Origin of the sequence: Paenibacillus xylanivorans (assembly GCF_001280595.1) — a bacterium.
Taxonomy (GTDB): domain Bacteria; phylum Bacillota; class Bacilli; order Paenibacillales; family Paenibacillaceae; genus Paenibacillus; species Paenibacillus xylanivorans.
Genome location: NZ_LITU01000042.1, coordinates 85,499 through 97,582 on the forward strand (window position 1 = coordinate 85,499; position 12,084 = coordinate 97,582).

A 12,084-nucleotide genomic window follows, 5' to 3' on the forward strand; every position below is an offset into this window, starting at 1 on the left:
TCGGATTGTACGTTTATCGGAACGGATATTGGGCTTCGCTTCAAAAGCGCGCGTGGGCGCGGCGGGGTTGTTGAAGATATTCAGGTGGAGCGCATCTATATGAAGGATATCATAATGGAAGCTATCTCGTTTTCCTTTTTCTATGCCAATCAGGAAGGTTCGGCTCGTGGCAGCGATCTGTCCCAGGAAGTCAGCGAAGAGACCCCGGTGTTCCGGGATATTCGAATCTCGGATGTGGTCTGTGCAGGGGCAGAGACAGCGTTATTGTTGAGTGGACTGCCGGAAATGCCTCTGGACGGTCTGGTCATCCAGGGGTATACGGTGACGGCTCATAACGGGGTGCAGTGCGCTCATGCGAAGCATCTGCGAATCGCCGAAATGACCGCGCAAATTACTGAAGGACCGTTGATTCATTTGCATCAGTGTAAGGGTGCGGAGCTGGAAGCGATTGAGGGTGTGGGCGCAGATGGTCGGCTTCTGATGGTGACGGGACATGAATCGGCAGGAATCGTATGCCGGGAAAGTGATGCAGATACAGAGGGGCGCCAAATCTCCGTTGGTCCTGAAGTAAGAAGTGGTGTCATGATCCGCAGGTAAAAAGGTTCGGCTTAGCCTATCACCGCGGGCTTCTCCTGGCGCGCGGTGTCATGATAGGTTGTCGCATGTCGGAATTCCGGATTCACCAGTCGCTTAGATGATCTATCGATGTTCTTTACGATAGCGAAGCGGGGTGGTCCCGGTCACCTGTTTAAACGTTTTATTAAAATGGGCTGTATGCTCAAATCCTACCTTCTCCGCAATCATTTGCACCCGCTCCTGAGTGGACAGTAAACGTCTCTGTGCTTCCCGAACCCGTGTAACGCGCAAATATTCGCTGAAGCGAAACCCGGTAAAACGGCTGAACATCCGGCTCAAATAGGATGGACTGATGTAAAATCGCGCTGCGGCCTCTTCCAATGTAAGGGGCTCGGTATAATGATTGTTCACGTAAGTGACAATCTCACTGATTTTATCCTGCATGGGATGAAGCGGAACCGGAGAGGACTGCCGAGTAGTATCTTCAACCCGGTGGATGAGGATCAAGACCTGGGCGAGCAGGCTTCTCACCACGATTTCGTAATGAGGTCGGCGTTCCTTGCATTCTTGCAGCATCTGCCACAGCATTCGTTCGATCTCGGCTTGTTCCGCATCAGGAAAGTGCAGCAGTCTTGAACAATCGAAGGGAAGCAGACCACATATTCCGAGCTCCATCCCGGTGGCAAAAGAAGGTGAGAATCCGATCAGAATTCGTTCAAATCCGGGAATATTTCCTTTGGACGTTGTATGTTCGTCATGCGGATTGATCAGGATCAAATCACCTTTGCGGGCGGTAAAAAGCTGATTATTCATGGAATATACTCGTTCTCCTTCAAGTAGATAATACAGTTCGTAAAAAGGATGGGCGTGAGGCTGTGGCATGGCGTTTCCGTCGTGTCTGCTCATGTGTTCAATGGTGAATGAACTCTCGCCAATTCGATATTTGGGTCCAATCCGATCCTCTATAACACTCATAACACGTCTCCCCTCTGCGCCAGCTGATCTACGGTTAATATCCATATCATAACGGAAAATCCAGTTTGTTGTAAACGCTATCAATTTGATGAGAGTCCGTCCAGTCGATATGAATAGAACGCTGGTCATGACTGTTAGTGGAATGATTTCGGCAAGCTTATATATGCTGTAAAGGTGACAAAAGTCTATTCATGTTTTACAGTAGGGGTAGTGAGGCTAAACTCTGGATAGGAGTGTCTCCAATTCGATTTGGAAGGAAGGAAACACGATATGACGACACATGAATTATCGCCATTGGTCGCTGCACTGAATATGCAGCCACACGTTGAAGGCGGTTGGTATAAGGAAGAATGGAAGGCATCGTATCAAATTCCGCAATCCGTTCTGCCGGATACATACTCAGGCCCTCGCTTTTCGGCAAGTTCGACGTACTTCCTGCTGCATTCGCATGAAATCTCAGCATGGCATACCGTTTTGTCTGATGAGCTCTGGTTGTGGCATAGCGGCAGCCCGGTTGAATTGAAATTGGGCGGCAATGGGGAAAACCCGGAAAATGAAGAAGTGCTCGTGCTGGGTATGGATATTGCTGCTGGGCAATCGCCGCAGGTACTCGTTCCTGCCGGAGTATGGCAAACAGCACGTCCATTGGGTGATGAGCCTGTGCTGGTAACGTGCGTTGTAGCGCCAGGTTTCCATTTTGATGATTTCAAACTGGTTTCCAAGGGCTAATATAACCATGAATGAACAAGCAAAATCCCGATTAGGTGCGTGTGCATCCGAATCGGGATTTTTTGATGTTTGCTAACTAATTGGTTATTAAAAGTTAAAGTTGTCCGGATCGGAACCAAATCGCTTGTTCTCGTTCAGTTGACTAATGCGTTCAACCTCTTCCGTGGTCAACTCGAAATCATACAAGTCCGCATTCTCGCGAATGCGTTGTGGTGTAACGGATTTAGGTATGGTCACAATGCCATTTTGCAGATCCCAACGCAGAATGACCTGTGCCGGTGACTTGCTGTACTTGGCAGCGATATCCTGAAGAAGTGGATGCTCCAGCAGATGACCCTGACCCAGTGGAGACCAGGCTTCAATCTGGATCTGATGTTTGCTGCAATACTCCCGAAGCTCCGTTTGGATCAACAGTGGATGCAGTTCCACCTGATTCACAGCAGGTTTAATGGTGGCCTCGGTCATCAGGTCCTCCAGATGGTGGATCTGGAAGTTACTCACCCCAATGGCGCGGATGCGTCCTTCCTTATGCAGCTTCTCCAGCGCTCTCCATGTATCCTTGTACTTGCCTTTGACAGGCCAGTGAATCAGATAGAGATCCATATATTCCAGTTCGAGTCTTTCCATACTTGCTTCAAAAGCGGCCAGTGTGGATTCGTACCCTTGGTCCCCGTTCCACACTTTGGTGGTAATAAACAGATCCTCGCGGGCGATTCCTGATTCACGAATACCCTGAGCTACACCCGTTTCGTTGTTATACGCTTTGGCTGTATCGATACTGCGATAACCTGCCTGAATAGCCGTTTTGACGGCTTCAACTACTTCTTCTCCGTCTTTGACTTTGAATACGCCAAAACCCAGCCAAGGCATTTTGACTCCGTTGTAAAGTGTCGTTGTGTCCTGCACGTGTTTCATGGTCCGAAATTCCTCCTCTGATTCATCCATTGTTCTATTATGTAATTACCCTGCTGATCGCCAGCCAATCGTAAATGGAAGGCCATCTGTATTGATTATACTAAAACCTTTTTGGTAATGGAAAAGAATACGACCATTTCGATAGGAAAAACCCCTCTTTTATCCTTTTTCGCCAGCCAGAGGTTTGGTTTTGAAGCGTACGGGTGATAAGATGAAGTATACGAAATATGGAAACAGATGCTTTCCTAGAAGGATTCACATGAAGAACAGAGGAGCACGGGGAAGTTGGGTGTTATTGATCCCGTGTGATTAACGATAAAGGAGTAAGAATACAATGGCTAAACCTAAACAAACCAAAAAAGCAGCAGCCTGGTCTCTCGTCGTTATGGGGGCGGGGTTTGCCGCGTCGTTGCCTTTTCAGGGCGGTGTTGTGGGCAAACTGCTGGTAGGATCATTTGAAGCGGGGTTGGTAGGTGGACTTGCGGACTGGTTCGCCGTAACAGCATTGTTCCGTCATCCGCTGGGCATTCCGATTCCGCATACCGCATTGCTGCCCAAAAACCGAGACAAATTGACGGAAGGCCTCGTTTCCGCGGTGGAAAATAATTTGCTGAACAAGGATAGTATCACCGAGAAAATTACGGGTTTCAAGGCGGCAGAAATCGTTCTGGATACCATGACACGGGAACTTCACAACGATGGAGTCAAGTCCATGATTGATACACTCTGCAAACGTATCCTTGCAGGCCTGCCGTTGGAGCAGATCGCTCCATTGGTTGCGGGTGAGATCAAATCACAGGCGGGAGCCTTTGACCTAGGTCCGATTCTGGAACGGGCTTCGATCCAGATGAGTGAGCGTGGATACGATGCCAAAGCGCTGGACTACGGTCTGAAACAGGCAGAGGAGTGGCTGGTGAAGCCAGAGACCATTATGTTTTTGGGCGAAAGCGGTCTGAAGGCGATCAGTGGAATCCAGATGAACGGATTAATGCAATTTGCGATGAATGCGTTCATGGGTTATCTGAACGAGGAGCGTATGGGCAGCATTTTGCAAGGGTATCTGTTTGACCGGGTAGAGGACATGAAGCGGGAAGGTAGTGCCCTTCGTTACAAAGTGCTCGATCTAATGCGAACGCAGGTGGTCCGGCTGGCGATGAGTGAGAGTATGCAGGATGGAGTCAACGGCTGGAAAAACAATATGCTGGATGGATGGAACGCAGAGGAAACCGTGCTGAACAAACTGGTCGAATTGAGGGATAAGGCACTCACTGCGATGGAAGATGGTCAGTATGTGGATACGTATGCACTGCCTGCGATTGAGCGAGTATTGTCTGATTTGCGCTCCGATGAAGCATTGTTAGTGGGTTTGAATGCCAAGATTGTGGAAGGCGTAACGACGCTGCTGGAGAAAAACCATTCCAAAATCGGCAACCTCGTACGTGAAAATGTCGACAAAATGGACAATGCCTCATTGATCTCGTTGATTGAGGATAAGGTAGGACAGGATCTGCAATGGATTCGGATTAACGGGGCCGTTACTGGCTTTGTTATCGGGATTGCACTGACCGCACTGCGGATGGTATTGGAGTAACATACAAAGAGCCGCCCTTAATTAATGGGGCAGGCTCTTTTTTTTTGGAAATTTATAATGGCTAACTGATACAAAAACAGTTGAATTGGGTAATGTACACCGGAATGCCCTATTGGAATCATTTAGGAACAAAGATACATAAAAACGATGCCAACAGCCGATGTGATCATGTTGATTTTGTACTATGATGCAGATAACAGAAGAAAAGGGTGGATACTCGAAAACATTTTATGAAAAAGAAAAGGTGATTGATATGAGGTTAAAGCGACAACTCGCATATGTATTTTTGTTGACCATACTATCCACTTTCATTTTGGGAGGGTGTCAGAACATGAAGGAAAGTGAAAAACAGACCTATTTTAAAGAAGCGGAAGCAGAAGCAGTAACATATCTGAAAAATAAATATGAACTGGATGTAGTCATCACGAATAAAGAGTTGTTACCTGAGATGGCGCTTGATTCTATTGCGATGGAAGGACATGTGGTTGAACATGAAGAGCAAGAATTTACGATCTCTTATGACTATGAGGATAAAAAGATCAGAAACTTTGGCATGAGTCCGGCAATAAAGGAAGCAATAATAGCTAAGGGATATGACCCGTTTAACAAATAAATCATAATTCAGGATTGATTTTCTTGGAGGTGCAACGGTTGTGAGTAAATCACCAAAGATTGATGATGAAACATACAACAAGATGTCTGAATTAGCTTACGAGAATCTGAAATCAGGTATTGAGTTTGAGAATCTTCCCGGATGGCAAGTTCTTGAGGATACGCACGGAAACAAAAAATCCGGTTTTGATGCTGTAACGTTCTATAATCCTGAGACCAAGCAGGCGGTTATCGCTTATCGGGGCACAGAGGGAAGTGCATCGTTGGATCGTAGCGCCCCTGATTATTATGCGGATGCTCAAATTGGTTTGCCTGAGCTTGGCAGAAAAATCGAACAAAGTACAAACCTGACGCCAGATTGGTTGGCTAATGGGATACAGAAGGTAAGAGATGTTACCGGGATCACTACGGTAGAGAATGCTGTGGGGGAACTGGATAAAAAGCTGGATAAGACAATCGGACTGGGCCCCAATCAAATGTATGAAGCGGAAGACTACGCCAAAGACATGCAGAAAAAATACAAGAACTTGGATTTTTCGCTGACAGGACATTCGCTTGGAGGAGGGAATGCCCAGTATGCAGCTGCTTACACAGGACTTTCCGCGGTGACGTTCAGCGCGCCATCCGTGATTTCCAGTCTCACACCAGAGGCGAAACGAAAAGCTGAAGAGGGTGGTTTTGATAGTCAAATCATCAACTATGGGCATCCCGGAGATTTTGTAACCAGCGGATTTTTTGGTGGATACGATCGTCATGTAGGTTCCATGTATTACATCAATTCCAACTACAAGGATATGAATGATGACATGGGCATGTGGGATAAAATCAGTAACACCTTTGGTGGCGAAGAGTATCACGGTCTGAAACAGTACAAGTTCGAGAATGGCTATATTTCCAACGATTTATATGATCCGGTTACAGGCGAGCAAATCAGTTATTCACCACGTCAGCCGTCCAATGTCTTGTCTGATCTGGCAGCATTCATGCGGAACCTGGGTGGGCAAGCAGGCAGCCTTGCAAGAAGCATGGGCGCAGCAGCAGGGGTATCTGGCTTGATTCAGGTAACGCCCGAAGAACTCAAAAGTGTTGCAGGCCGATGGAAGCAGAATGCACAACAGTGCAATGCAGAATTGAATAGAGTGCGAAGCCGGATGGCCCAATACCTGCATTCCAGCCGTAGTCGTAGGCTCGAACCTATCGTCACCCAGCTGGATGCATCTATTAACGAATTGAGCACATGGCATATGAAGCATACGAGTCAGTTCTTGAACTTTATCGAAGAGAAGGCGGAAGCATTCCGTCAAGCGGATGAGAGTCAGGTCAGTTTTAAATAGAGTTTTGCGCGAAGGGTCGGCCGAGTAGAAATTACATAAGGGAGGGAGGAACGCGAGTGAGCGGACAATTGCTGGTTGAGTTGAATGATCTTCGGATTGCTGAAAAGGAATTAACCCAGCTGCTTGCCCGTCTCCAGGCAGATGAGCAGGAGGCGAGAAGCCTATATAACCGTCTCGACGATTGGAAAGGACAATCGGCCGATTATACAAGGCAACAGATCGAAGCGTTCTTCGCGGGTCTGTCTGGACGGATACAGTCGATTGAACAACAGAAGAAAAGCTTGCTGCAATATATTGAAATAATGATCCAGACGGATCAGGGACGGTAGGGGAAAGAGTCGTCAGGGTTCCGTAAGTGCGTAAATGAAGCAATTCTAGCCAGTGGGCGTAAGTATGAGTTCGGAATCGAAGTTAGTGCATGCATACAGATAACAAAAAGGAGCCTCCGCACATCGGGATAGACCCGTATGTCAAAGGCTCCTTTCTTTTTCTATTTACATATTAGACTGCAGGTTAACTCTTAACGTTTTTTGCGGCGTGTTGCCAGAGCAATACCCAGGAAGGACATGATCAACGCCAGAATGGATACGATCAATGTTGCCTGTTGCAGCTTCAATGTGCCTGGGTCTGAATTCGTATTGTTTGGCTCACCAGTAACGGTGTCGTCCAACGCATCACCCAGTGTCGTATCGTCGTTTGCTTTCGTACCGTCACCCGTTGCTGTATCATCATCATGACCCGCATTGCCGGCTGTGCCTGCACTATCATGACCTCCGCCTGCAGCAGCATTACCTGTAGCCGCAGGATCTTGGCTGATTGCCGTGATACTGTGCGGGTTGCTGTCACTTGGTCCGCCTGTCCATTCCACGATGCTGCCATCGCTATAATACTGGAACGCATCCCAGGCTACTTCCGTTTCGGCATCCGGATTCTGTGCCACGAAGTTGAACTGCTGGAATTGACCAGCCAGAATTCCTTCGTTATCTCCGTCTACTTCCCAAGTGATTGAAGTTACTTCATTGGAATCATTTTTTTCGGTAGTGATTTTCCAGCCTGCCAGTGGTTGGTATTGCTTGAATGCAACGCCTTGCGGTACTTTCAGCGTCACTTTGGTGGTAGGCAGCTCTTTTTCTGATGGAATCTTGATGCTATACGTCTGCCATGCACCTGTTTGTGCGACGGTTGGATTAACGGTAACGTGCGCACTGGCGAATCCGGCGAACAGCATCAGCGCAGCGGCTCCAGCAGCGAGGCTGGATGTCAGTTTGGAAGTCCATGATGTTTTTTTCAAAATAATTTACCCCTCTCAATTCTTATCATTTATGTTTCGGCCCATATTCTAAAATAAGTGCCTGACTTTCTGCAAAGTCACCGTTCCGGTTACGAATCGTTCTTTCAATCGCTGTTATTCCCAGATTTTTTTGATCCATTTTATAAGTGGAAATCCGGGAATAAAGGCGAACGCTTTGCTTTTCCAGAATCGATTTCGTCCCCTTCACTACTGTTGCAGCTTGTGGAGACACTGATTTTAGATGGAGTCGCGTCTCAAATATGAATCGGTTATAACTACGGATTAGCGGTGTCGATCTCAAATTCGGCATCCAACGAATCCAGGGATCGGGTTAACAGATGCACCTTGATGTTCCAGCGTCCTGGCATGGAAATATATTCTTCTGCCTCGTATACGCCAGTATCATTTTTTGGAATTGTGATCTCGTAAATGCCCATATCCATATCCAGGTGGGTCAGTGACAGCGTGATCTGTTCCAGATCGTTGACTGTACTGCCGTCCGGTTTCTTCACGTCGACCTTGAACTGGTTCTCGCCGGTACGATTGGGACTTACCTGAAGCGTAATCGTGGTCCCGTCATCCATAGTCTGTACTTCTTTATAAGGTCCAACAGCTGCCGGTTGTCCGGGAGACAGGTGTGTCAGCACGGCAGCTAGCGCAAGAACAACGGCTCCAGCAATCAGTTCGGCCTTCAGACTGCCGGCGAGTCGATTGCCGCTGCCTGTACGTGCCATTCTGGCATGACGCCAGGCCAATACAAGCATCACAACAAGCAAAACAACTTTAGCGATGAGCACGAGACCATACGCCGTTGTGAACAGGGACGTAAGTATAGGTGCTGGCAAAATAATCAGGCTGCTATATATTCCCGTAGCGACGAGAGCAGCAACAGCACCAATGCCCCAGGCTGTAAAGCGTCGGATGGCCGTCCAATAGACCTCTCCTCGCACAGCGGAAGGCAGCTTATCCGCGAGCGGAGGCAGACACACAGCCATGGCGGTTAATGCCCCAATCCAGAAAGCGGCTCCGATCAGATGAACGAAGTCCATTGCGATGGCGAGCGCGCGTTGTTCTGCCGCGGCTGGATGTCCTGTCATGGCATGGGTGAACAACCAGCCAAGAACGAGGACGAGTGATCCGTATGAGGACCAGATACGGATACGCAGCGAGCGATCCCGGTCATATCCGGAAAGGATGGTGACCGCCAGCAGCATCACAATGAGCATCTGTACCATCCAGATCTGACCAAATGACGTCAGTTTGAGTGCACTGCCCATCAGTGCCCAGCTGAACTCCCCGATGGAAACGCCTGATTCATACAATGTGTTCAGGGGCAGGCTGATCAGAGCGGCAACAGAAGCGGCGCCATAACTGATCCATAACACCCTGTAGCTTCTCGGCACCTCCAGAGGTTCTCTCGCCATAGAAGCAGGTGCAATCCGGAACAGGAGTAAAGCAAGTGTGCCCAGAATCACAGACAACGCAAGATATTGAATCCAGTCTGTCAGCGACAAAATCCATTTTAACGGACCACCAACCTGGCCTGAACCTGAGGTTAAATCGGCAAGACCGGCAGGAGCGCCGGATGGTTCGCCAATATGAAACACATAGGCTCCCTGAATGGGGTGACCATCGGCAGATACGGCCTTCCAATTCACCGCGTAGGTTCCATTCCCAAGTCCAGTCCGCAGACCGGTCTCCAGAATATGAGGACGAGCCTCATCGACATGTACATTGCCGTCATCTGCCTGTGTTCCGTCCGGTCCGGTGATTTTAATATCAAAAAAGGCCGTTTGCAAAGACTCGTTGAACTCCAGAGTCAGGCGTTCTGGTGCAGTCGCCACCAGTTCATTTTCACCCGGTGAGGCCTGCACGATATAAGCATGGGCAGATGCCCATTGTGGCATAACAAGGCAACATAATAACATCAGGGCGCCCATCAGTGCCCAGTGCCGTTTGCCCAATTTCATGGTGAACCTACTCAAAATCAAAAAATCATCACCCTTAGGTCTAGAATTGTAAGTCATTCTTTTTTATCCGAGCACAATCTATACCATTATAACTTTGTCCAAAATAACACTGTATGACTACATTGGGCTATAAAAAAACGAAATGATCCATAGAATTGTGACAAAAACATGAATGCTCCGCTATTTCCGAAGCTTACGACCCGCCAGTCCGCTTTCCAATGCATAGCGGGTTAGTTGTACACGATTTTCGAGATGCAGTTTCTGTAAAATATTCTTCAGGTGATTCTTCACCGTTTGGTCCGAAATGCCGAGTTGGTCGGCAATCTCACGGTTGGTATATCCCGCAGATACCCATTGCAGGATCTCAAGCTCCCGCGTAGTCAGCGGATTATCGGGTACATCTTCAGTGCGAGGCGCAGGGAACTCCTGGAGAATTCGATAGGCAAGTTCCTTGCTTAGGGGTGCATCATCGCTAACGATGGCGCGAAGGTATTCAAGCCAGGTGGAGGGAGCCAGATTTTTGAGCAAATATCCTTGAGCCCCCTGCTTCAGCGCTTCGAACAGGTACGTGACATCATCCGATACCGTGACCATGACGATAATGACATACGGAAAGCGCAGTTTGATCTGACGGGTGGCTTCGAGTCCATCCATATCCGGCATCTGCACGTCCATCAGGATAAGATCAGGCATCCAGTGCCCGGTAAGTTCCAGCGCTTCCATTCCATTCGAAGCGGTACCGATTACTTCAAACAGGCTGTCCTCGGATAAAATACTGCAGATCGCTTCACGCGCATGCGCGTGATCATCAACGACCAATACCCGTACAAGTTCCATATTAAGCAAGCCCCTTTCCAATGGTTATTCGTGTGTAACCCGGCCTTGAATCAAGGGCGAAAGACCAGCCCATCTGTGCTGCACGTTCCTTCGTAATTCGCAGGCCGTACCGATCTTTCAGGTGTAATGGGTCTCCGCTCACACCAACACCGTTATCCTGGATGAAGATCGACCAGACAAAAGGAGTTCCTTCTGCAATCACCCGAATATCTGTCGCCCGGGCATGTTTGCGAACATTGAGCAGTGCTTCACGAATACAGGCGAGCAGCTCCACCTGCTCCTTTGGGGAGAAGAAGGTGCTGTCCAAATCCCATTCCAGACGCGCCGAAGGGACTGTCTCTTCTACAAGCAATTCCACCTGTGACAGCAGAGAAGTTCCCTCCGGTACTGCCGCTTGTCCAGGGACGTAACGGAGTTGGGCAATGGCCTGCCGCACATAGGCGTTAACCTCGTGAACAGTTTTGCGTATTTCCTGGATTTCATTCTCATGGCCACTGCCGGCCAAGCTGCGCTCGGCCTTGTCTGTTTTTACCGACAGGAGAAAAAGAGATTGCGAGATGCCATCGTGAAGCTCGCGAGCCAGTTGATCCCGTGCTTCGAGTGCCGCTTTGGAAGCACGCTCCTGCTCCAGAGCAGCCCGGGCACTTTCCAGCATGCTGAATAAGCGACTTAGCAAGGTGACGCTTATGAGGTAAAGGATAAGGGGGGTAAGCCAGTTACCCGCATTCATGGATAGGTAGGGCATCAGGAATTGGTGGCGGATGTATTCCCAGAGGCCAACCGTGAATGTGGGGACCAGCAGAATCATCCATTTAATCTGTTTATATGACATGAATGCAGAACTCCTTTGATATAAGGTCCATTTATATGTATCCGTTTCGAGGGTTGGCACCATTATAACGCATGCTTGCTTCAGACCCTAGTCTGTCTTTCTTTGGAGGAACCTCGGGTGGATAAGGGAGCATTTAGAAGGATATCTAAGAACAACATGGGGTGAAATTATGTCATGAAGGGTGAGCCTTGATGAGTAAAGATGAGCGGGGCTGTATCCATTTTCCCTATTGGAGAAGGTCCTCTATACTTATATAGAACACAAATTCATTACAAAAGATGTTAAGGAGTGAACGCAACAACATGAATCAAGAGGTATTGGAACGTCGCAGCGAGTTGCTCAAGAAGAACATTCATCAAATGCTTCTTCAAGACAATCAGCACGGAATCAGTCGTCAGGATAACATGTTTTTGCAGCAGATG

At 48.3% G+C, this 12,084-nt stretch carries 11 protein-coding genes and 1 pseudogene; 6 read left to right on the forward strand and 6 right to left on the reverse strand.

Annotated features, from left to right (window positions below):
* Positions 1–597 (forward strand): annotated as a pseudogene (locus AMS66_RS33540) (glycoside hydrolase family 28 protein); the annotation flags it as partial.
* A 102-nt stretch (positions 598–699) separates the two neighbouring features.
* Here the strand turns inward: AMS66_RS33540 and AMS66_RS06945 are convergent.
* Positions 700–1,551 carry a helix-turn-helix transcriptional regulator gene (locus AMS66_RS06945; RefSeq protein WP_053780097.1) on the reverse strand — a complete coding sequence of 284 codons (852 nt, stop codon included), beginning with the start codon at positions 1,549–1,551 and terminating at the stop codon, positions 700–702.
* Between the two features lie 270 nt (positions 1,552–1,821).
* Here AMS66_RS06945 and AMS66_RS06950 point away from each other — a divergent pair, with 270 nt between their 5' ends.
* The gene (locus tag AMS66_RS06950; RefSeq protein WP_053780098.1) at positions 1,822–2,280 is read left to right on the forward strand and encodes a cupin domain-containing protein; all 459 of its coding nucleotides are present in this window, start codon (positions 1,822–1,824) and stop codon (positions 2,278–2,280) included.
* Between the two features lie 87 nt (positions 2,281–2,367).
* Here the strand turns inward: AMS66_RS06950 and AMS66_RS06955 are convergent, their stop codons facing one another.
* Complete coding sequence (locus AMS66_RS06955) at positions 2,368–3,195, reverse strand: aldo/keto reductase (protein ID WP_053780099.1); 828 nt, start codon at positions 3,193–3,195, stop codon at positions 2,368–2,370.
* A 334-nt stretch (positions 3,196–3,529) separates the two neighbouring features.
* Between AMS66_RS06955 and AMS66_RS06960 the strand changes: the two genes are divergently transcribed.
* The 4 genes from AMS66_RS06960 (at position 3,530) to AMS66_RS06975 (ending at position 7,061) form a co-directional block, all read left to right on the forward strand.
* The gene (locus AMS66_RS06960; RefSeq protein WP_053780100.1) at positions 3,530–4,786 is read left to right on the forward strand and encodes a DUF445 domain-containing protein; all 1,257 of its coding nucleotides are present in this window, start codon (positions 3,530–3,532) and stop codon (positions 4,784–4,786) included.
* A gap of 331 nt (positions 4,787–5,117) precedes the next feature.
* Entirely contained in the window at positions 5,118–5,399 is a 282-nt protein-coding gene (locus AMS66_RS06965) for a hypothetical protein (protein ID WP_053780101.1), read from the forward strand.
* 82 nt (positions 5,400–5,481) lie between these two features.
* Positions 5,482–6,732 (forward strand): hypothetical protein, encoded by a 1,251-nt coding sequence (locus AMS66_RS06970; RefSeq protein ID WP_053780118.1) that lies wholly within the window; start codon positions 5,482–5,484, stop codon positions 6,730–6,732.
* Positions 6,733–6,788: 56 nt separating this feature from the next.
* Positions 6,789–7,061 (forward strand): hypothetical protein, encoded by a 273-nt coding sequence (locus tag AMS66_RS06975; protein ID WP_053780102.1) that lies wholly within the window; start codon positions 6,789–6,791, stop codon positions 7,059–7,061.
* 191 nt (positions 7,062–7,252) lie between these two features.
* Here the strand turns inward: AMS66_RS06975 and AMS66_RS06980 are convergent, their stop codons facing one another.
* The 4 genes from AMS66_RS06980 to AMS66_RS07000 form a co-directional block, all read right to left on the reverse strand.
* The gene (locus AMS66_RS06980) at positions 7,253–8,023 is read right to left on the reverse strand and encodes a YcnI family copper-binding membrane protein (RefSeq protein WP_330219296.1); all 771 of its coding nucleotides are present in this window, start codon (positions 8,021–8,023) and stop codon (positions 7,253–7,255) included.
* Between the two features lie 275 nt (positions 8,024–8,298).
* On the reverse strand, positions 8,299–9,993 hold the full coding sequence (locus AMS66_RS06990; protein WP_053780105.1) for a copper resistance CopC/CopD family protein: 1,695 nt from the start codon (positions 9,991–9,993) through the stop codon (positions 8,299–8,301).
* A 180-nt stretch (positions 9,994–10,173) separates the two neighbouring features.
* The gene (locus tag AMS66_RS06995) at positions 10,174–10,830 is read right to left on the reverse strand and encodes a response regulator (protein WP_053780106.1); all 657 of its coding nucleotides are present in this window, start codon (positions 10,828–10,830) and stop codon (positions 10,174–10,176) included.
* Between the two features lies 1 nt (position 10,831).
* A complete protein-coding gene (locus AMS66_RS07000; RefSeq protein WP_053780107.1) occupies positions 10,832–11,662 on the reverse strand; it encodes a sensor histidine kinase in 831 nt (276 codons plus the stop codon).
* Positions 11,663–12,084: the final 422 nt, after the last annotated feature.

Coding starts and splice junctions, on each gene's coding strand:
- AMS66_RS06990 (WP_053780105.1), bottom strand. CDS start 9,993: ATGAAATTGGGCAAACGGCACTGGGCACTGATGGGCGCCCTGATGTTA.
- AMS66_RS06945 (WP_053780097.1), bottom strand. CDS start 1,551: ATGAGTGTTATAGAGGATCGGATTGGACCCAAATATCGAATTGGCGAG.
- AMS66_RS06995 (WP_053780106.1), bottom strand. CDS start 10,830: ATGGAACTTGTACGGGTATTGGTCGTTGATGATCACGCGCATGCGCGT.
- AMS66_RS06970 (WP_053780118.1), top strand. CDS start 5,482: ATGTCTGAATTAGCTTACGAGAATCTGAAATCAGGTATTGAGTTTGAG.
- AMS66_RS06955 (WP_053780099.1), bottom strand. CDS start 3,195: ATGAAACACGTGCAGGACACAACGACACTTTACAACGGAGTCAAAATG.
- AMS66_RS06950 (WP_053780098.1), top strand. CDS start 1,822: ATGACGACACATGAATTATCGCCATTGGTCGCTGCACTGAATATGCAG.
- AMS66_RS06965 (WP_053780101.1), top strand. CDS start 5,118: ATGAAGGAAAGTGAAAAACAGACCTATTTTAAAGAAGCGGAAGCAGAA.
- AMS66_RS06960 (WP_053780100.1), top strand. CDS start 3,530: ATGGCTAAACCTAAACAAACCAAAAAAGCAGCAGCCTGGTCTCTCGTC.
- AMS66_RS07000 (WP_053780107.1), bottom strand. CDS start 11,662: ATGTCATATAAACAGATTAAATGGATGATTCTGCTGGTCCCCACATTC.